The sequence below is a fragment of the Roseiterribacter gracilis genome (genome assembly GCA_018332375.1).
Lineage (GTDB): Bacteria > Pseudomonadota > Alphaproteobacteria > BOG-932 > Roseiterribacteraceae > Roseiterribacter > Roseiterribacter gracilis.
Genome location: BOPV01000001.1, coordinates 3,714,524 through 3,733,862 on the forward strand (window position 1 = coordinate 3,714,524; position 19,339 = coordinate 3,733,862).

Genomic DNA, 19,339 nt, shown 5'->3' on the forward strand with positions numbered 1-19,339 from the left:
TAACATTGTGCCGGGCGAGTTGCTGCGTCGGCATGCGCTTGCGCACACGTTACTAATTACCGCGCCATCAACTCCAGCATCGTCGGAAACTGGTCTTCCGGCGTGTCGTCTTTGGGCCATGGCGCCATGACAATCTGACCGAATGTTTGCCAACGATTGACGGCGTAGTTCCAGGGAAAACGGTTGGTCGCGTCGGGCAGTACGCATTGCACGAAGCGAACGGCTGAACCGTAACGCGCGGCGGCGTAGGTGGCGCGGTCGCGGGCGCGTTTGTCGGTCGCCAGCAGAAATAGATCCAGGTCGCGCAATACGCCGTCGATCCGCGTACCCAACAACGGCACGTCGTCCTGCACGATACGCTGCGCCAGTTGATCGAGAAGGCGATGGGTCAGGTCGGAATCGGTGACGCCGTGCACGCAAAGCTCGGCCTGCAGATGCGTTTCGGTCAGGCCGACTGTGTAGGCGAATCCGTCCTGGTCCGGACCAATCACCACCGACCAACCGACTTCGGCAATGTCGGCGTTGATCCGTTGAACGGCGTCGATCGCGGGCTTTTTCTTTTTGCTCATGGCGCGTGGTCCAGTGCGCGCGTTACCCGCGCTTGTTTGTCGAGAACCGCATCGCGATGCGCCGGCATGCCTTCATGCAAGAGCGTGACGAAGCTGTTCCCGGAATGGATATATACAATTGCAAGTATACTGGTGCGTGGTCCGCGGCAGTTCAGGATCGCAGTTGCGATTTGGGTGGTTGCCGCGCGCCGCGGCAAGTCAAATTCGCTATCGAGCGCACCGCTACAGCGAAATTGCAGCTCGGACAGATCGGCAAGCACCGCGTCTTCGAACCGTTCGTCGGGCGCAAGCGCGCGCACCCGGCCGGCCCCAAACACGCCGTCAACGATCCAGGCGCGGTCGACCGCCGCATTCTCGGAAACCGCAAGCCGCTTCACCGCACCAAGTTTCGCCACCGACAAAATTCGATCGAGCGGCAGGAGCGGCGACGCGCGTTCGGCCTGGGCCGACACCGCAACGACCGACGCGAGAGCGAGCGACAAGAAGGTGCGCATCACGGCGCGCCTGCCTCGCGTGCCAACTGCGCCGCATCATCAAGCCACCCGCGCACTTCGACATGCGCTGCCGCCAGGCGCTTTGCCTGGGCCCAGCGCGCAAGTTCGGTCAGCGCATCGCTTTGACGAAGTGCCGCGACCGACGCAGCCGCATCTTCTTGCGTGACCAGCAACGGTCCGCCGCGCGACGGATCGGTGGCAAGGGTCGCCATGGCGCCGTCGCTGGCCGTGACGCTGCGCGTCCAGGTCTGTTTAAGATCCGCCTCGCCCGACAAGGCAGCTGCGTCGGCGTCCGACAAAGCTGCAGTCGAAAAGCGCGACCACGGCGCCATGTCTGCGCCTGCTGTTGCCGCGTCATACAGCACGCGCTTGGCGGTTGCAGGATCAGCATAGATCGCACGCAGCCCGGCATCGAGCATCGGCGTCTCTGCTTGCGCCACGTCCGGAAAAGTCTGCCGGACGTCGGCGGAATTGCTCGACGCCAAAGCGATCGCCGCCGTTGCGTCGCGTGTCAGCGCGGCACTGTCGCTGCTGGCAGCGCGGCGGCGTGACGTGTCGGCGCTTGCGCCGCGCAGCGCTTCTGCCAGGCGCAGCGGCTGTGCTCCGATGCGCGCCGGCTCCGCAACGGTTGCGGGGGCTGCGTCGCGCGCTGCGGCTGGAAAGCTGGCCGCGACTGGTTGCGCGGCGAGACGATTTGCGGCCGCAAGTTCGAGATACTGCGCCAACAGCAGCGTGACTTCGTCGAAGCGGCGCGCCAGTGCCAGGCGTGCGCGCTGGTTGACCGCAACATCGTCGCGCAAGGTGCGTGCAGTGGCGCGCGCGGCTTTGAGGTCTGCAACCTCTTTGGACTCAGTGCTCATGGCCGCGCGGCGCACCAGCGACGTTGCCAGCGCGTCGCTGGTACTGGTGCGGGACGCAGCGCCACGCGCCCCGGTGACCTGCGCCATCTCGATCGGCGTTGCGTCGGCGTGCGGTGTGAACAAAGTAGTCTCGATCCGCGCCTGAGTCGCACGCAGCGTTGCTTGCGCGACATCAAACCCGTCGCCGGTCGGTCCCGCGAGTTTGGCAGGCGCGGCAAGCTGCAGGGCGCGGGCGAGGCCGGGGTCTTTGGCGATCGACAGTGAAAGACCGCCGTGCGCGCCGATTGCGCTTTGCAGGTTGCGCGTGAGGCTTTGCGCTTCGGTCCAGGCCGTCAGCGCATTGTTCGCGGCGGTGACTGCATCCGCCGCAATGGCGAGCTGCGCTGGATCCAGAACCGGCACCGGTTTGGGAAAGCAAGTCGCGAGCGGCGGGCACGTGTAGAAAGCTTGGGCGGCGCCGGGTGACAGAACGAGTGCGAGCAAGAGCAAGCGCTTCACGGTGGCGCGCCGTTCGGTTGCGCTTGCAGCTGTTCGGCCGCTTCCAGGCCAAGCAACGCGCCCAGCGCCGCTTCCATCCGGCTCGCCGATTGGACCAGCGCCAACGTCGCCTTGTTCGATTCGCGCAGTTGCGCGTTCAAGGTCGCCGCGGCTTTGGCGTCTTCGGCGAGCGCTTCGATGCGCGCAGGCTGTTTGGCGAGTTCGGCGCGCAACCGCAGCGCCAACGGATAGGCGGTTCCGATTGCTTCGGCCTGCACGCGGCCGCGCGCCGCAGCGATGTTCTGCGCGGCGATCGCGTCGGTGATCGCATCGCCCGACCACAGCGCCGCGCGCGTTGCATCGCGCGCCGTCGTGAAATCGGCGAACGACGCGGTTTCGGTTGAGCTGGCGCGAAACAACTGCGCCGGTGGTGCCAGATCACGCAGATCGGCAAGTCCGCCGAGCGTACGCCCGGCCTGCTGCACCGAGTCGAGCAACCCCGGCAGCTTCTCCAAGCCTTTCAGTCCCGCGTCGCGCAACATGCCCGCGACCGCATCGTTGCTGAGCGTCGCAACGTTGAGGCCCTTGCTGGTCGCGCCATCAAGAATTGCCTGATAGGCCGCGCGCCCGATCGCTTGCTTGTCGATGCCGCCTTCGATCGCCTGCCGCAATGTCGCTGCTGCTGGATCGGTCAAGTCGATACCGGCCGCTTGTAGTTGCGCGCTGGCACCAAAGGCGCGATCGACTTGGTCCTGCATGTCGCCGCGCGCGCCGCGTTTGACCGCGTCGACGACGCCTGGGACCGTTTCGAGCCCGGCATAGCCGCCGCGCGCAAAGATGCGTGCAATGTCGTCGGTGGTTGCGTTGGGCTGGGTTTGCAGATCCGCGAGCGTCAGATCGAACGCCTTGCCCGCGATGGCGCGCGTCGAAAGACCGTTTTGGATGCCCTCTTTGATCGCCCATTTACCGACATCATCGAGATTGATCGATGCGAGCGTGCCGAGGCCGAATCCATCGGGGAAGGATTTGTCGAGCAGCGCACCGACATTGAGGCCGCCGCTGCCAAGCCCGCCGAGCGCAGTTGCATCCAGCCCGGCCATCTCGCCCAGTGGCCCGATCGCACCCAGCATCTGCTGCAGATTGCCGTTCGACTGAGTCAGCACCTGCAGCTGTTTGATCGAGGTCGCAAGCTGCTGCGTGATGCGCGCGATTTGCGCGAAGTCGATGACCGGCTCCAACGCAACCGCTGGGGCGGCGACGAAAAACAGTGCCATGCATATGACGGCGCGCTTCATTGTCCGCTCGCGTCGGCGGCGACGTCTTTGACGCCTTGTGGCCGGTCGGCCTCGATCGCGCGCGTGGCGCGCAGTTCGATCAGCGCCGACAAAAGCAATGCGACCTCGCTCATCCGGTCCTGCACGGCGAGCAGCGCGTCGGTATTGGCCTGTACCGAACGGCGCACATCGGGCTGGTCGGCCCGCGCGCGCAATTTTTCGACCGACGCCGCGTCCGCCGAAATCTTTTGCCGCGCGGCAAGCGCTAGCGCGGTGGCGTCTTCGACCGCGCGCCGCGCCGCGCGCGTGCGCCGGCTCGCGAGTTGCTGTAACTCGATCGCCGAGGGTGGCTTAGGTGCGTTGGTCGGCAGGAACAGTTGCTGGCGTACCGCCGCGCGCGCCGCGTCGGGGGACGACCAATCGATTGCAGCGCCACCCCAACGATCACCGGTCGGTGCCAAGGCGGTGATGTCCAATCGCGGCAGGCGCAAGGGTGGCAGGGGATCGCCTGCACCACCGAGCGCGTCTTGCGTGCCCTTCAACGTGCCCAACAGCGAGCCTGGCTTGGACACGGTGCCCAAGGTTTGCAGCGTGTCGCGCATCGTTTTGACCACTTCACCGAAATTTGCGATTGCACCGGCATCCGTCACCGGATAGCCCTGCGCGGCGGCAGGTGCGGCGCTGAACAGCGGTGCCAGCGCCAGCAACAGCAACAGCGGGCCTGTTCGAAGTCGATCGCTCATGCATTCCCCACATAACGTTCGATCGCAACGTCGCGGCCGAATTGCGCTTGCAGGTCGGCCAGGAAACGCACGTCTTCCGCATCGCTGGAAAAAACTTTGAGAAGTTTCTTGCCGAGGCAAGCGAGATCGACGTCAAGCACGACGGACGTGCGCTGCCCAGGCCGGCGCAGCAGAACGCCGCGTTGGACCTGGTAATTCAGTGGGCTGCGGCCTTGGAGAAAGGCGAGCTCCTTTTCGTTGAGCTCGATCCCGGCCTGTCGCCAGTCTTCATCGCTCGCATTGGGATTGGGATAGATCCACTGGGTCTTGCACTGGCTGCGCACCAGGCTGCCGAAATCGCCGGCGAGGTCGCGCGGCGTCTGGCACAGCAGCGAGACGAAGCCGCCGGCTTTGCGGATTTCGCGCAACAACATGCCGATCGTTTCGGGCATATGCGCGATGCGGATCAGCGCCGGCATTTCATCCATCAGGAAATGCGCACGACATCCGCTGTCGCGCATATGCCAAAGGCAGCGTTGGATCAGATAGCCGAGAATGGCGGGCGCCAGCTCGTCGTCGGCGCCGATGTCGGTCATGTCGAAGGCGGTCAACCAGGCGCCGTCCAGGCCGATCACTTCCTGCGGTGCATTGACCAGGCCACCATAGCGGCGCGGGTCAACCCATTTCTGCAGCTCGCGCCGCACGCGCCCATGGGCGCCGAACATCATCGGCAACAGCGCGGCGAGCGACCGCTCGTCACGCGGAACAAGCCGTGCGATCGAGAGCGCGTTGGCAATCTCGTCGATGCCTTCGGCGTCTTCGACATGCGCCACGTCTTCCAACCAGCGTTGCACCGCTTCGAGGCCGCGTTCGCTGTCGATCGCGTGCAGCGGGTTGAGGCCGCCCTGGATGGTTCCGGCCAGTCGCTCGCCGCCGAACTGGACGTAGGTCTGCTCGACGCAGCTGGTGAAGGCGTACATGCCGTGCAGGCGATCGAAGACATAGGTCGACAGGTTTGTGTGCCGGCTCGACATCAACGCGAGAAATTGCGCCCAGGTCGTTTTGCCGGCATTGGTGTCGCCGATTGTGATCGAATGACCTGCATTCGAACCGGCGCGCTCGTGATACTGCGCCGCAAACAAAGTTCCTTGTGCGGTCGGAACATAGGCGATCGCACCCGTCGCGGTGCCGTCAACCCAGCGTCCGTCTGCTTCCCGGATTTTGTCGAGCACCGACGTCTCGGCACCCGCGGGTGGTGCGTTGAAGGACAGAAGGTTGGCGACGTTCCAGCTCGACAATTCCATGACGCGCGGCCAAGGCTCGGCAGTCGGGATCTGATCGAACCAGCATGCCGCGGCAAGGCCGCGTTCGCGCTTGGGACGGGCACCGTTCTGGGTCAGCGCCGCTTCGACATTCTGCCTATGTCGCTCCAACGTGTCGCGCGTATCGCCATAAACGACCAGCACCATCGCGTGTTCGACCAGCACGCCGGCCTCATCGTCGTCGGCGCCGATCATGTTCAGCAACGTCGAATACTGGCCCGCGATGGACGGGCGGAAATAGGCCGACAGGTCCGACGTCGATTTCTTGTAGATGCGCATGCTGGCCTTGGCTTTGCGCAGCGGCGTGATCGCCTGCACGACCGCCAGCTCGGCATCGACCGTCATCAAATCTTCGATCAACTTGGCGCGCATATCCTGGCCGAAGTCGCGCACCGACAAGACGCAGCCGAGCTTGCAGTCTTCGCCGCGCCAGAAGCGGAACCAACCCGACGGCAAGTCAGGCGCTTCGAACTCGACTTCATCGACTGCGAGCGCGTGCGCCAGGTCGGCTCCCAGCCGCGCCGGATTGGGCCGCGTGATCGGGGCGATCAACTGGCCGAAAAATCCCGCAAGCGTCAGATCGCCCGCGACGGAGTCGCCGGCAAAATTGGTGAGCAGTTCCGGGCCGAACGGCCGCAGCAAGGTCTGCGCGCGCTCGACACGTTCGTTCAGCTTTGCCAACGCGTCCGTGCCGCCGTCGATTTCCAGCACAAGCGCCAAGGTATTGCGCCAGCCGCGCGCTGCGCGTGCGTTCCAGCGGCGGGCAATCTCAGCGGCGAGCCTGGTGCGCATCGGCGGCTCGGCCGGTGCGTTGATCGGACGGCGCAGCAGGATATGGCGCAACCGCACGCCATCATCCGCGGCGCCGTCGAGCAACTGTTTGGCGACATGGTACAGGCCGCGCTGCTCGTCTTCGGTCAGGAACGCGACGTCGCGGCCGGCCAATTCCAGCACCGCGACATGCGTGCCGTCCTTGCAGCGTATGGCGACGCCTTTGCGTGTCGCGGCACCGGTCGGGCCGTGGGTTTCGATCGATAGCGTTTCGTCGAGCGGTATGTAGTCCGCGAGATGTTTTTTCACCGGCCGCGGCAAAGCGCGTTCGCGCACGCGCGGCACCAGCAATGCGGCTGCGCCAGCCGCGCTCGCGACCGTCCCGACAAACCCCAAGGCGGCAAACCACAGCGACGGTGGCAGGGCGACGGGCAGACTCACGACGCGTCAGGCGAGATGCACGCGGCCCGCAACCGCGTCGATTTCGTTGCCGCGCGCGCGAATCTGGCGAACCGAGAACCAGGCGCGCGTCGCGGTCATATAATGCGGGTCGCGAAATTGCAGCAGGATCAGAACCGGCTGCACCGCCATCGGGATCAGCACGAACAGCAATGGCGACATATGCGCGACGGCGGCCAGAATCGTGCCGATGCCGATCCAGATTCCGAAATTGAGCAAGGTCGCTTTGGCCGGCGCCATCAAGAGCGTCCAGGGCTCGGCGGCGCGGGTTTGGATCGGCGTTTGCCGGTGATAGGCGGGGCGCGCCTCCACGGGCTTACTGCGTCCCCTTGCAGTTGAACTGCGCATCTTTGTTGAGGAAGCCCATCAGCTGATCGGTGGTCGCAACGATGACCACCGACGCCACCAGCGTGATGAACAGGCCGGTGCGGAATCGGCTTCCGATCGACAAGACGACGACGACAAGAATGCCGATGCCCAGCGCGATATACACGAGCTGCTTGCCGACGTTGTAAACCTCGCAAAGCTTCGACGTGTAGGTCGTTTGCAGCGTCGAATCCGCTGCCTGGGCGACGGCGGGCTCGACCAGCACGACATGCGGGCCGCGCAAATCGAGCGACACTGCCGGCATCACCACCGCCAATCCGATCGACAGCGCCAGCAGGCGCAACATCCGTTCCAGCACTCGCCGCATTCGGTCGTCTCCGCTCGCTCTTTGACTTACTCCGGCCAAAGAGCTATCAGGCTAATACCGTAAAGTCGAGCCTATCTTAGAAACGGAGATTTGATGGATCGGGCCTGGCCTCGATGAAGACGCCGAGTTGGGTCGCGGCGGCGGGCGCCGTTTTGCTGGCGCTGGCGGATGCGATCCTCGCTTCCTTGGTGGTTCTGGCGGCCGGCATGGTCGCGACGCTCCTATGGTACGTCGCCGTCGAAGGCGCGCCGTCACCCAGTTCAATCGCGTCGGCGTGGCGTGCCGACGCGCCGATCGCGCTCGGCCTGTTTCTTCTGCCTGCGGTGACGTTGCTCGCTGCTTGTATCGCCGGCGTTGCGCGTCTCGTCGTGGCGAGCTGGACCGCGCTGCGCGGCGGTGCGCCGTTGCTTTGGGTTCCGCGCGTGCGGCTGCTCGCGCGTGGCTGGTTCGTATGAAGTCGCTCTTCGCGCGCGCGATCGGACGTGCCGATCTGCAGAGCGAAGGTGCAACGGCGGAACTGGCGCCGGCTGAAACCGTCGCCGCCGCGGTCTTGCGCGTGACCGAACTGTATGTACTTGGCGGCGAGCACCGGACGCCGGCGCTGCTGCGCGAAATGATCGAGCTTGCGGGCCAAGTCAACGATTCGGTGCGCGACGCGGTGCTCGATCTCGCCGACAGTGCCGCGCGGGCGCAAAATGCCTTGGCCCAGCTGCGTGCTGTCCAACGTGATTGGAGTCAGGCGCGCGCTGCGCCGGACGTCGCGCCGGCTGCGCAAGCGATGCCGGCGCGGTTTGCGATCGCGATCGATCCACGTGGGGCGGCTGCGACGGCTGCGGATCTGGTTGTCGCGCGGCGGCGCATGGCCGCGCTCGCCTTCGATCGCCTTCCCAACGCGCCGGTCTGGCCGCGCGTGAAGCTGCTGCTGCAGGCCTTCGGCTTTGACGCCGCCTTGATCGCGTTCTTGCGCGGCGGCGACGAGGTCACGTTGGAAGAAGCGGCGTCGCTGCTCGCCGAATGCGAAGGCGCCAGCGTGCCGATCTTTCGCACGCAGCTCATTCAGCTGTTCGAATTTCTGGTTGGCACGCTGGGGCTGGTCGAGCCGCCGCAATCGCATGACCTGCGCTTTCCTTCGCCGGAAGCGCCGGTGCCGCATCTTGCTTCGACATTGGACGCGCTTGGATGAACGGCCCGATCGAACCCACGATGTCGGCGTTGCCGCCGCATGCGCGGCCAGCTGGTGCGTTGCTTGGAACGATTGCGGCGCTGACCGCGGTCGGCGCCGCATCGATGGCCGCCTATGCAAGCTACGAGCTGTTTGCGCGTGACCTCGCCGCGCGCGACGTCGTCGGGAAAGTGCGTAAGCTGCGCGACGCTGGCGAGAATTGGACGCGCGCGAATTACACGTCGGTGCTGCGCGACGCGAAAGACGGTCCGGCCGAATTGCCACTCGCGCAGTTGATCGCGGTCGGCTTGCTGCCCGCGAACTTCGATCCAACCGATTCCTACGGCCAGCGCTACACGGTGCTGGTCCGCAGGTCGCCGACCTCGGCGCCGCTGTCGGCGGAGGCGCGGAAATGGGTCGACGGACAGCTCGAAATTCTGGTTGCGGGCACGGGCGGGCGCCCGATGCCGGATGCGCGTGCGCGCTATACCGCGACCGTGCTGGGTGGTGGGGCTGCGATCACGCAGGACGATCCGGTGACGCTGCGCGGTGCGTATAATTCGTGGAACATGCCGGTGTCCGCATGGGTGACGGCAGCGTTGCCCGCGCCCCAATCGGGTTCCGTCGCGTCGTTGCTCGTGCTGCATCCGGGCGAACTGCAGATGGAATATCTCCATCGCTTCCGTCTGCCCGGTACGTCGACGCAGCCCAACATACCGGGCGGTGAGGCGTACAACACGATGGGTGCACCGATCGTGTTTGCGGCCGGCGGCGTGCGCGATGTCGGGCGTCTGGGTCTAAAGAATTTTATCTTTGACACGCCGAGTCCGTCGACGCCGTCCTTCGGCGCGTCGATCGGTGCCGTACCCTACGGCAGTTGCGTGGTACCGACGCCCACGCCGTCTCCGACCGGTGCCGTGCTGCCCATCATCGCGCCGGGCAGTGTGATTCGCGCAACCAACACGACGCTACCGGTGCCGATGAGCTGCGCGATCGTCGATGCGCCGGTGCCGTCGCAGCCGCCGCCAGCACCGAAATGGATTCCATGGCAATTGATCGGCACGCCCGGCGGCTTCCCCGACAGCTGCGCCCCGCAACAAGCGTTGAAATGGAGTGGTAGCGCTTGGACATGCGGCGCGACGATTCCGTTCTGCCCGTCGACAGGTACGCATCAAGTGCCATGTCCGCCGCCGTGCGCGGATATCGGTTGGCAGTGCTATCCGGATGGCTATTGGTATTACAGCTGCACGAGCGGCTGGATTCAGGGGAATCCCGCGAGCTGCCCGCCGACAACGCAAACATGTCCGGACGGGTCGGTTATTCCGGTGAGTTCGAATTGTCCGCCGGCGCCAACATGCGATCCGGAAATCTACGCTTGGGCCCCATGTCCATCCGGTGTTCCCGAGGGCCTATGGTGGAGATTGAGCAGTAGCTCGCCGGGGAACTGCGTCTACAACGACGGCCCGTATCACACGGGCTGCATCCCACCCGAAAATACGACCTCGGGGCCGCCGTGTGGCAACTGCTGGCCGACAAATAGCACCTGCACCTGGGAGGGTTGCCCGACCACCTGTGTCGGCGCGGGTGGGGCGTGTGCCTGGAACCAACCGGTGACGTGCGTGAGCTGCTGATGTCTCTTTCGCAACACTACCTCGGAAGGCCAGCGAATCGAAAAAAAATGTATTTTATGGCCATTCTATTGGTAGCAATGGTTTGGGCCGGGAGTACCGTCCTCAAGCGAAACCAGAAGGACCCCCTAATGCCGTCGTTTGCTTACAGTGTCACCGTCGTCGATAAGACGGGGCTCGCGACTGCGCAGAACATCGCTACGGCAAAGGCGGTCGTCGAGGCTGCATTCGCTGAATACGCCAAGTACATCACCGGCGCCGGAAGCATCGAGATCCAGGTTCAGATCTCGAACTCGTTCGGTCTATCGGCATTCAAAAATGACTTGCCGCAAATCAACGGTTCCACGGCGACGATCCCGTCGCTGCCGGCGGCAGAGCTGATATCCGGAATCGATCAGAACGGATCAACGCCGGATGCATTCATTAATTTCAATATCGGTGCATTCAACTCCTACTGGACCGGTGATCGCGCACAGGTGCCGGCCGATAAAGTCGACGCGGTCTCGGTGGTCATGGGTTCACTGAAGAACGTATTCAACGTCTATACGTTCTCCGACGCGACGACGGGTGCGCAGCTCACGACGCCGGGGGGCGGGCGTTATTCCGACCCGATGAATCCCTTGCTGCAGAAGATCGGCGGTAAGTTCTTCTTCACTGGCGCGAACGCAGTCGCTGTGTTTGGCGGTCCGGTTCCCCTCGTCGAGAATCCGAACTCGGCAGCGTCGATCGCAAGCCTGCACCCAACGCTATCAAGCGATGTCTTCGCGAACTGGGACGGCAACTCTCAGGACGCGCTGTTACCCGGCAAGGCATACAGCCTATCGCCGCTCGACCTAGCCATCATCAAAGACCTGAACCCAGGTCTGAAAGTCACGATCCCCCAAAAAGGTACAGCGGCGGTCGATACGTTCCGGCCGCTACTCGGCATCGCCGACATCTATGACGGGCTTGGCGCGCGCGACACGGTCGTCGAGCTCAGCGCACGGTCTGCGTACAACGTGACGCAGAATTCGGATGGTTCCGTTGCGGTCACATTGAAATCCGACGCGAATGACGTCGACACATTCACCAATGTCGAACGTATTCATTTCTCCGATGGCGTGCTGATCTTCGACGGTGGCGTGAATGCGTCGCCGGCCTATCGTCTGTATCAAGCTGCATTCGCGCGTGTGCCGGACGAGGGTGGTTTGCTGGTGCAGGCGCACCAGGCCTTTGACGTGCTGGTGCCGCAGAAGATTGCGGCGGGCTTTTCCAACACCGACAAAGTCGCGGGCTTCACGGTTTCGAGCGCGCAGTATCAAGCCGAAATCGACGTTGCGGGACGCTTCATTACCGCGCCCGAGTTCGTCGCCAAATACGGCACGAATGTCAGCGACGGCGCTTTCGTCGATCTTCTGTACCAAAACGTGCTGGGGCGTCCGCCCGACGCGGGCGGGCGCCAAGTGCAAGTCGACGCGCTGCAGCACGGTACGTCGCGCGCGACGTTGCTCGCGAATTTTGCCGAGAGCCCCGAGAACGTTGCGCTGACTGCGGCCAATACAGTCGTCGGGCTTTGGTCGACCTTCCCCGATCCAGCTTTCGCCTGACGCGAACCGCTACTCGCGCCATCCATTCGCGATCGGCCAGCGCCGGTCGCGGCTGAGATTGCGGGGCGTGATCTTCACGCCCGGCGGCGCCTGGCGCCGTTTGTATTCGGCGGCGTAGAGCATCTTCTGCACGCGTCGCACGATCGCTTCGGGCTCGCCCGCGGCGACGATGTCGGCCACCGGCAGTTCGTCCTCGATCAACATGTGCAGAATGCGGTCGAGCTGGTCGTACGGTGGCAGGTTGTCCTGATCGGTTTGATCGGGTTTCAGCTCGGCCGACGGCGGACGCACGATGATTGCTTCGGGAATGACGACACCGTTCGGGCCCAACGCGCCCGGCGGCCGGTGCGTGTTGCGCCACTTGGCGAGGTCGAACACCATCGTCTTGTAGACGTCCTTCAACACCGAATAGCCGCCGCACATATCGCCATAGAGCGTGGCATAGCCGACCGACATCTCGGACTTGTTGCCAGTCGTCAGCAGCATCAGACCCAACTGGTTCGACAAGGCCATCAGCAACACGCCGCGCGTGCGCGCCTGCAAATTCTGCGCAGTGAGATCGTTCAGCGCGCCCGCCGTTTCGTCGAGCGTATGTTCCAGCGCCGCGACCGTCTCGACGATCGGCACCGTGTCGAGCTGCACGCCCAGACGATCGGCATTCTCCTGCGCGTCGTCCATGCTTTGCTGCGACGTGTATTTCGACGGCAAGCGCACGGCGCGCACATTCTGCGCGCCCAGTGCATCGACCGCGACCGCAAGCGAGAGCGCCGAGTCGATGCCGCCCGACAGACCCAGCACGATGCCGGGGAAGCCCGTCTTGCGCACATAGTCGCGCAGGCCCAGCACCATCGCTTGCCACACGTCGGCGAGATCGTCGTCGTCTTCGCCAACCTCGTCCGCGCCGAGCGACAGACATTCGATGCCGGCGTCACCGCGGCGGAATTCGATCGTCGCGGTCGCTTCGGCAAAGCGCGGCAGAGTCGCAACGATGCGGCCGGTGCGGTCGACGACGAAACTGTCGCCGTCGAACACCAGCTCGTCCTGGCCGCCGACCTGGTTCAGATAGACGAGCGGCAAGTTCGCGGCGCGCGCGCGTTCGGCGGCGAGTTCGTGGCGACGACGGCGCTTGCCGAGTTCGAACGGCGATCCGTTCGGCACCAACAGCAATTCAGCACCGTGCTTGGCCAAGTGATCGGCGACGCGCGGCAGCCACATATCTTCGCAGATCAAACAACCGATGCGCACGCCGCGGAAGGTGATCGGGTCGGGCAGCGCGCCGGGACGAAACACGCGCGCATCGTCGAACACACCGTAATTCGGCAGCTCGACCTTGGCTTGGGATGCGAGGATCTTTCCGTCGGCGAGAAAGAAGGCAGCGTTCTCGATGCCTTCGCCATCGGCCGCGCGGCGCGGCGCGGGCACGAACAAAGCCGGGCCGCCATCGGCGGTGGACGCTGCGAGTTTTGCAATCTCGCGCTCGCATGCAGCCAGGACCGAGCGGCGCAGCACCAGATCTTCGGGCGGATAGCCGAGCAGAAACAGCTCGGGCAGCATGACAAGATCGGCGCCGTCCTCGGCTGCGCGCGCGCGCGCTTCGAGCGCCTTGGCCGCGTTGCCGACAACGTCGCCGACCGTCGGGTTGAGCTGCGCCAGCGTGATCGAAAGAAGCGGCGCCTCGTTGTTGAAACTGCCGCTGCTGCTCACTGGCGGCCGTAATCGTCGCTAAGCCGCACGATGTCGTCTTCGCCCAGATACGAACCCGACTGGACTTCAATCAGTTCGAGCGGGCTTGTCCCCGGATTTTCCAGACGATGCACCGCGCCCAGCGGAATGTAGGTCGACATGTTGGCGCGCAAGGTGAGGATGTCGTCGTCGCGCGTGACACGCGCGGTGCCCGACACGACCACCCAATGTTCGGCGCGATGCGCGTGCTTTTGCAGCGACAGTTTCTGGCCGGGCTTCACCGTGATGCGTTTGACCTGAAAGCCCGGGCCGGCATCGATCGTTTCGTAATTGCCCCAGGGGCGGAATACGACCGGGTGCGCTTCGGCTTCTTTGCGGCCGCGGCTCTTCAGTTCGGTCACGATCTTTTTGACATCCTGCGCACGGTCCTTGGACGCGGCCATCACCACGTCCTTGCCGACCACCAGCACGACGTCTTTGAGGCCCAAGGTCGCGATCAGGTGCCCATCGCCGCGCAGATAGCAGCCTTCGGTGTCGAGCGCGATCACGTCGCCGATCGCGACGTTGCCGTGATTGTCCTTGTCGCCAAGTTCCCACATCGCCGACCAGCTACCGACGTCGCTCCAGCCGAGATCGGCGGGCACGACCGCGGCTTTGTCGGTCTTCTCCATCAACGCATAGTCGATCGATTGCGACGGCGCGTCGGCGAATGCGTCGCGATTGAGCCGCGTAAAGACGAGATCGCTTTCGGCTTTTTCGACCGACTTCATGGCTGCATCGACGATCGCCGCGTCGAAGCGCGACAGTTCCGCCAGCAGCAATTTGGCCGGGAACAGGAACATGCCGCTGTTCCACGTCCAGGTGCCGCTTGCGACATAGGATTCGGCAGTGGCGCGATCGGGCTTTTCGACGAAGCGCTCGACCTCGTACGCACCCGGCACGCCGTCGAGCACCTTGCCGCGCGCGATATAGCCGTAGCCGGTTTCCGGTTTGGTCGGCGTGATGCCGAACGTGACCAGCTTGCCGCGTTCGGCGGCCTTGGCGGCCATTGCGGCGGCTTTGGCGAAGGCAGCTTCGTCCGAGATCACGTGATCCGACGGCAGCACCAGCAGCAACGCATCGGGATCGCGCGCCAAGGCGATGGCGGCGGCTGCGGCGACGGCTGGTGCGGTGTTGCGCGCGACCGGTTCCAGAACGATCGCTGTCGGCGTGCAGCCAACCGCGCGCAGCTGTTCGGCGACGATGAAGCGATGGTCTTCGTTGCACACGACTAGCGGACCGGCGAAACCCGCACCGGCGACGCGCCGCGCGGTTTCGGCCAGCAGCGAGTTCGACGCGACGAGCGGGATCAGCTGTTTCGGCAACAAGTCGCGCGACAGCGGCCACAGCCGCGTGCCCGAACCACCCGAAAGGATCACCGGAAAAATTTTGGCCTGCATGGAAGCGATCGTTTTCTCTCTGGTTCGAACCGTCCCCGCCCAGACCGGTTCGATCGTTTGTTCGATGCGTCAGGAAACGCTCTCTCGCGGTCTCCCACAGCCCCGATTGGCGGACAACCCCCGGTTCGACGAACCCGGCATGAAGGGAAGGGGGACGGGTTGCGCGGACCTAAACGCCCCGCGGACCTAAGTCTCTCGGGCGGCGCCTAGGCCGACAGGCCCACGCCTTTGCCTTTGCCAAAGCTGCGGAAGCCGGTTGTGTCGACGAAGCTTTGCGGATTGGCCTGGAAGGCCAGCGCGCCTTTCGCACCGGTCAGCGACAGGGCGTCGGCCCAGATGCCCGCGATGTCGCGCCGCATCTCGTCCGGCAACGGCGTCTTGCTGCGGACCACCAGATCGACGACCGGCGACACTGGGGACGGCCGCACCAACCCGTCGAGCTGGATCGGGCCCAAGGCGCTGGGCGCGATGTCGAGCAGGAAGCGCGTGCGCTTGCCTTCGCCTTCATCGCGCGCGTCAGCTTCGCGGTCGCCGACACGCTGTTGGTCGTCCCGACGCAGAACATGAAGCTGCATCATCGCGATGCGCCCGTCATTTTCCTGCATCGGAATCGGATAGCTGCGCCATTCGGCGCCAACCACGTCGGAGGCACGTTCCGACGCCGCGTTGAAATCTTCGAACAGACGCTCGGTGACGTTGCCTTTGCCGCTGCGCTTCAACGCATCGATCGCCGAGCCGCCGAACAAAGCGCGCGGATCGCCAAGTTTCAATGCCGCAGCGACGAACAACATGGCCGGCGCAAGATTGGCATTGGGCTGCGGAATCGCGGCGCGCATCGCTTGTGCGGCTGCAGGATCGGCGACGTCGAGCGTGCGCAGCGCAGCCGCAAGGGCCGGCCAATTGTCGCCGCGAATTGGATCCAGCGGCAGCACCGGCGCTTCGCCATTCGCGCCGACCGGCGTCGGCAGACGCTGCAACACGACGACCGATCCGGGATCGACGCGCGCATTGGTCTGCAGCGCAATCGCCTGTCCGTCTGGTGTGGTCGCAACTGGAAATCCGCTGGCGCGTGCCGAGCCGACCGTCGCTGCGATCTGATCGCCGCTGGTCGGCGGAATTTGCGAGCCCGGCGGCAACACCTGCAAGACGCGCACGCCAAGCGGAGCGGGCGTCTGCGACGGTGTCAGCGCAATGTTGGGCGCAGCAGCCGTCGGTGCATTCACTTCGGTTGCGACCGTCTGCGCAAACAACGCTGCACCGGCACCGCGCAACGACGGCGAGGTCGTGACCGGCGTCGCGTTCGCGAGCGCGGCGGTTACTTGCGTCGTTGCTGCTGCGACCGTCGCGGGCGTGGTGGCAACGGTCGTGCTCGCAGCGGTCGTCGGTGTCGTCGCCGCTGTCGTGGCGGCGGCGGTTGTCGTCGCCGCGACCGTCGGTGCCGTTGTTGCAGTCTGGCCGGGAACGGTGGTTGCGGGCTGTGTCGTGGGCGTTGCCGCGGTCGGCAATTGCAGCACTTCGATCACCGCGCCGGGCAGCAGCGGTGCCGCGGGTGCGCCAATATTGGCAACGACAGCCGGCGTCAGTGCTGCGGGCGTTGCGGGAACCGCAGGCGTGCCCGCCTGGCCCGTGCCGCTGGCCGACGTATCGACAAGCGCGGTTTGCGGTGGATTGCCGGCGGGAATTTGCAGCACGACCGGGCGGCCGACGGGCAACGGCGTCGTGACCTGCAGCAAGACATCGCCGAGCGACGTGCGCACCTGCGCCAGGACGCCCTGTGCCGAGGTCTGCTGATCGATCACCGTGCCGGGAAGAAGCACCGCGCGTTCGATTGCCTGCAGCGCCTGCGGCAGCTCGACGACGGCGACCGGTTGCGGCGCGGGTTGCGGCACGACGGTGGGTCCGCGCGCAACAGTTTGCGCTGCAACAGCCGGATCCACTGGAGGTGGCGGGGCCACGAAAGTCATGAGCCAAGCCTAGCGCCAAATGGCGCGCACCGAAACCTGCGGTTCGTCAGACTGCCAAGGAAAGGTTCAGATTTGTCCCAGCGTCTTGATGCGCGCTTTGGGATGAATTTCGCTCTGGCTCATGACCACGGTCTGCGGCCGGAAACGTTCGATGATCGAGCGAACATACGGACGGATCAGCGGGCTGGTCAGCAGCACAGGCGTCTCACCAGCAGCGGCAAGCCGCTCGTACATCTGACGAACGCCCGAGATGAATTGCTGGAGCTGCGACGGCGCCATCGACAGCTGCTTGTCGTCACCGGTGCCCACGATCGATTCCGCAAACGCCTGTTCCCACTCAGGACTGAGCGTAACAAGAGGAAGCACGCCCGACGCGTTGACGTGACCTTCGCAGATCTGGCGTGCCAGACGCGCGCGCACATGTTCGGTAATCTGACCGACATTGCGCGTGTGCTGCGACGCTTCGCTGACGCCTTCGAGAATGGTCGGCAGGTCGCGGATCGAGATGCGTTCCGACAACAGGTTCTGCAGCACGCGCTGCAGGCCGCCGATGCTGATCTGCGTCGGGATGACGTCGGTGATCAGCTTCTGGTGCTGCTTGTCGAGTTCGTCGAGCAGCTTTTGCGTCTCGCTGTACGAGAGCAGCTCGGCGAGATTGTCTTTCACCGTCTCGGTCAGATGCGTGGTCAGCACGGTCGACGGATCGACGACGGTGTAGCCTTTGAAATGCGCTTCTTCGCGATAGTTGGCCGGGATCCACATCGCCGGCAGGCCGAAGGTCGGCTCGACCGTTGTTTCACCCGGCAGCGAGATCTGGTCGCCGCGCGGATCCATGCACAACAGCATCTGCGGACGAACTTCGCCGCGGCCAGCTTCGATTTCTTTGACGCGAATGACGTAGGTGTTGGCCGGAAGCTGCAGATTGTCCTGGATGCGCACCGACGGCATCACAAAGCCGATATCCTGCGCCAGCTGCCGGCGCAGGCCTTTGATCTGATCGGTGAGCTTGTTGCCGGTCGGCGTATTCACCAGCGGCAGCAGCCCGTAACCCAGCTCGAGGCGGATATAGTCGATCGCAAGCGCGGTCGCGATCGGCTCGTCGGCGACCGGCGCTTTCGCCGCTTCGCTCGCAGTCGCCTCGTCGGCGGCTTTTTGTTCTTTGAGCTTGCTGCGCGGCAGCCACCAGGCCAGCGCGCCGGATCCGATCGCGAGCGTCAGGAACGGCGCCATCGGCATGCCGGGCAAGAAGGCGAGCAGCACCAGCAGGCCCGACGTGACGCCCAACGTCATCGGATAACCCGACAACTGGCTGAACAGCGCCTTGTCCATCGAGCCGGTCGTGCCGGCCTTGGTGACCAACATACCGGCAGCGACCGAGATGATCAGCGCCGGGATCTGCGAGACCAGGCCTTCACCGATCGTCAGCAGCGTATAGGTGTGCGCCGACTGTCCGAAGCTCAGGCCTTTTTGGGCCGAGCCGATGATGATGCCGCCGACGATATTGACGAAGACGATGATCATCGCCGCGACGGCGTCGCCGCGGACGAACTTCGCGGCGCCGTCCATCGCGCCGTAGAAGCCGCTTTCGTCTTCCAGTTCTTTGCGGCGCTTGCGCGCGTCGGCTTCGGCGATCAGGCCCGCCGACAAATCGGCGTCGATCGCCATCTGCTTGCCCGGCATCGAGTCCAAGCTGAAACGCGCCGCGACTTCCGCGATACGTCCCGAACCCTTCGTGATGACGATGAAGTTGATGATGATCAGAATGCCGAAAATGATCACGCCGATGACGAAGTTGCCGCCGGTCACGAACTGACCGAAGGCTTGAATGATCGACCCGGCGGCTTTGGTGCCTTCGTGCCCGTGGCTGAGAATCAGACGGGTCGAGGCAACGTTCAGCGACAAACGAAGCAGCGTTGTGATCAGGAGCACCGTCGGGAAGGACGAGAACTCAAGCGGCTTCGGAATGAACAGAACCGTCATCAGAATGAGGACGGAGATGGTGATCGACAGCGCCAGCGAGATGTCCAGCAACCAGGCTGGCATCGGCAGCATCAGGACGGTCAGGATCGCGATGAGGCCGATCGCGAGCGCGATGTCGCCACGACGCACCACCGCCGCCGCTGACGCAAAGCCTCCGAACGAGAAGCCGCTGCCAGCAGGCGTCGCTGTGCCGTCGATCGTGACAGGCCCGGAAGACGCGTCGCTCATCTAGAATCCAAATCCAAGAATGCGGTG

General features: G+C 64.5%; 16 protein-coding genes. 4 read left to right on the forward strand and 12 right to left on the reverse strand.

The features are described 5' to 3' along the window. Window positions 1-56: 56 nt before the first annotated feature. Genes TMPK1_RS18505 through TMPK1_RS18540 form a run of 8 tightly spaced genes read right to left on the reverse strand, consistent with a single transcriptional unit; the run spans window position 57 to window position 7,642 of the window. On the reverse strand, window positions 57-569 hold the full coding sequence (locus TMPK1_RS18505; RefSeq protein ID WP_420244907.1) for a DUF4262 domain-containing protein: 513 nt from the start codon (window positions 567-569) through the stop codon (window positions 57-59). Beyond that, window positions 566-1,066, reverse strand: a complete 501-nt coding sequence (locus tag TMPK1_RS18510) for a hypothetical protein (RefSeq protein ID WP_420244908.1) — start codon at window positions 1,064-1,066, stop codon at window positions 566-568. The genes TMPK1_RS18505 and TMPK1_RS18510 overlap by 4 nt, the downstream gene beginning before the upstream one ends. Further along, a complete protein-coding gene (locus tag TMPK1_RS18515) occupies window positions 1,063-2,421 on the reverse strand; it encodes a hypothetical protein (protein WP_420244909.1) in 1,359 nt (452 codons plus the stop codon). Before TMPK1_RS18515 ends, TMPK1_RS18510 begins: the two co-directional genes overlap by 4 nt. Continuing rightward, entirely contained in the window at window positions 2,418-3,695 is a 1,278-nt protein-coding gene (locus tag TMPK1_RS18520) for a hypothetical protein (protein ID WP_420244911.1), read from the reverse strand. The genes TMPK1_RS18515 and TMPK1_RS18520 overlap by 4 nt, the downstream gene beginning before the upstream one ends. Beyond that, on the reverse strand, window positions 3,692-4,417 hold the full coding sequence (locus tag TMPK1_RS18525) for a hypothetical protein (protein ID WP_420244913.1): 726 nt from the start codon (window positions 4,415-4,417) through the stop codon (window positions 3,692-3,694). Before TMPK1_RS18525 ends, TMPK1_RS18520 begins: the two co-directional genes overlap by 4 nt. Beyond that, window positions 4,414-6,930, reverse strand: coding sequence for a VirB4 family type IV secretion/conjugal transfer ATPase (locus tag TMPK1_RS18530; RefSeq protein WP_420244914.1), 2,517 nt, complete (start codon window positions 6,928-6,930; stop codon window positions 4,414-4,416). Before TMPK1_RS18530 ends, TMPK1_RS18525 begins: the two co-directional genes overlap by 4 nt. A gap of 6 nt (window positions 6,931-6,936) precedes the next feature. Beyond that, window positions 6,937-7,260 (reverse strand): hypothetical protein, encoded by a 324-nt coding sequence (locus tag TMPK1_RS18535; protein ID WP_420244915.1) that lies wholly within the window; start codon window positions 7,258-7,260, stop codon window positions 6,937-6,939. Between the two features lie 4 nt (window positions 7,261-7,264). Further along, window positions 7,265-7,642 (reverse strand): hypothetical protein, encoded by a 378-nt coding sequence (locus TMPK1_RS18540; protein WP_420244916.1) that lies wholly within the window; start codon window positions 7,640-7,642, stop codon window positions 7,265-7,267. Between the two features lie 113 nt (window positions 7,643-7,755). Between TMPK1_RS18540 and TMPK1_RS18545 the strand changes: the two genes are divergently transcribed. From TMPK1_RS18545 to TMPK1_RS18560, 4 genes are read left to right on the forward strand one after another with little or no spacing between them, the layout of a single operon-like run. Further along, a complete protein-coding gene (locus tag TMPK1_RS18545) occupies window positions 7,756-8,097 on the forward strand; it encodes a hypothetical protein (protein ID WP_420244917.1) in 342 nt (113 codons plus the stop codon). Further along, the gene (locus TMPK1_RS18550; protein ID WP_420244918.1) at window positions 8,094-8,825 is read left to right on the forward strand and encodes a hypothetical protein; all 732 of its coding nucleotides are present in this window, start codon (window positions 8,094-8,096) and stop codon (window positions 8,823-8,825) included. Before TMPK1_RS18545 ends, TMPK1_RS18550 begins: the two co-directional genes overlap by 4 nt. Then, complete coding sequence (pilV, locus tag TMPK1_RS18555; RefSeq protein WP_420244919.1) at window positions 8,822-10,435, forward strand: shufflon system plasmid conjugative transfer pilus tip adhesin PilV; 1,614 nt, start codon at window positions 8,822-8,824, stop codon at window positions 10,433-10,435. Before TMPK1_RS18550 ends, pilV begins: the two co-directional genes overlap by 4 nt. Further along, complete coding sequence (locus TMPK1_RS18560) at window positions 10,420-12,018, forward strand: DUF4214 domain-containing protein (protein ID WP_420244920.1); 1,599 nt, start codon at window positions 10,420-10,422, stop codon at window positions 12,016-12,018. Before pilV ends, TMPK1_RS18560 begins: the two co-directional genes overlap by 16 nt. Before the next feature lie 9 nt (window positions 12,019-12,027). On the opposite strand, the gene TMPK1_RS18565 is transcribed toward TMPK1_RS18560, so the two are convergent. The 4 genes from TMPK1_RS18565 to flhA all read right to left on the reverse strand — a co-directional run bounded on the left by TMPK1_RS18565 (window position 12,028) and on the right by flhA (window position 19,312). Beyond that, the gene (locus TMPK1_RS18565; RefSeq protein WP_420244921.1) at window positions 12,028-13,722 is read right to left on the reverse strand and encodes an NAD+ synthase; all 1,695 of its coding nucleotides are present in this window, start codon (window positions 13,720-13,722) and stop codon (window positions 12,028-12,030) included. Continuing rightward, window positions 13,719-15,140, reverse strand: a complete 1,422-nt coding sequence (locus tag TMPK1_RS18570; protein WP_420244922.1) for a mannose-1-phosphate guanylyltransferase/mannose-6-phosphate isomerase — start codon at window positions 15,138-15,140, stop codon at window positions 13,719-13,721. The genes TMPK1_RS18565 and TMPK1_RS18570 overlap by 4 nt, the downstream gene beginning before the upstream one ends. Before the next feature lie 206 nt (window positions 15,141-15,346). Then, on the reverse strand, window positions 15,347-17,104 hold the full coding sequence (locus TMPK1_RS18575) for a hypothetical protein (protein ID WP_420244923.1): 1,758 nt from the start codon (window positions 17,102-17,104) through the stop codon (window positions 15,347-15,349). A 66-nt stretch (window positions 17,105-17,170) separates the two neighbouring features. Beyond that, window positions 17,171-19,312 (reverse strand): flagellar biosynthesis protein FlhA, encoded by a 2,142-nt coding sequence (gene flhA, locus TMPK1_RS18580; protein ID WP_420244924.1) that lies wholly within the window; start codon window positions 19,310-19,312, stop codon window positions 17,171-17,173. Window positions 19,313-19,339: the final 27 nt, after the last annotated feature.

Coding starts and splice junctions, on each gene's coding strand:
- TMPK1_RS18570 (WP_420244922.1), bottom strand. CDS start 15,140: ATGCAGGCCAAAATTTTTCCGGTGATCCTTTCGGGTGGTTCGGGCACG.
- TMPK1_RS18505 (WP_420244907.1), bottom strand. CDS start 569: ATGAGCAAAAAGAAAAAGCCCGCGATCGACGCCGTTCAACGGATCAAC.
- TMPK1_RS18545 (WP_420244917.1), top strand. CDS start 7,756: ATGAAGACGCCGAGTTGGGTCGCGGCGGCGGGCGCCGTTTTGCTGGCG.
- flhA (WP_420244924.1), bottom strand. CDS start 19,312: ATGAGCGACGCGTCTTCCGGGCCTGTCACGATCGACGGCACAGCGACG.
- TMPK1_RS18540 (WP_420244916.1), bottom strand. CDS start 7,642: ATGCGGCGAGTGCTGGAACGGATGTTGCGCCTGCTGGCGCTGTCGATC.
- pilV (WP_420244919.1), top strand. CDS start 8,822: ATGAACGGCCCGATCGAACCCACGATGTCGGCGTTGCCGCCGCATGCG.
- TMPK1_RS18575 (WP_420244923.1), bottom strand. CDS start 17,104: ATGACTTTCGTGGCCCCGCCACCTCCAGTGGATCCGGCTGTTGCAGCG.
- TMPK1_RS18525 (WP_420244913.1), bottom strand. CDS start 4,417: ATGAGCGATCGACTTCGAACAGGCCCGCTGTTGCTGTTGCTGGCGCTG.
- TMPK1_RS18520 (WP_420244911.1), bottom strand. CDS start 3,695: ATGAAGCGCGCCGTCATATGCATGGCACTGTTTTTCGTCGCCGCCCCA.
- TMPK1_RS18550 (WP_420244918.1), top strand. CDS start 8,094: ATGAAGTCGCTCTTCGCGCGCGCGATCGGACGTGCCGATCTGCAGAGC.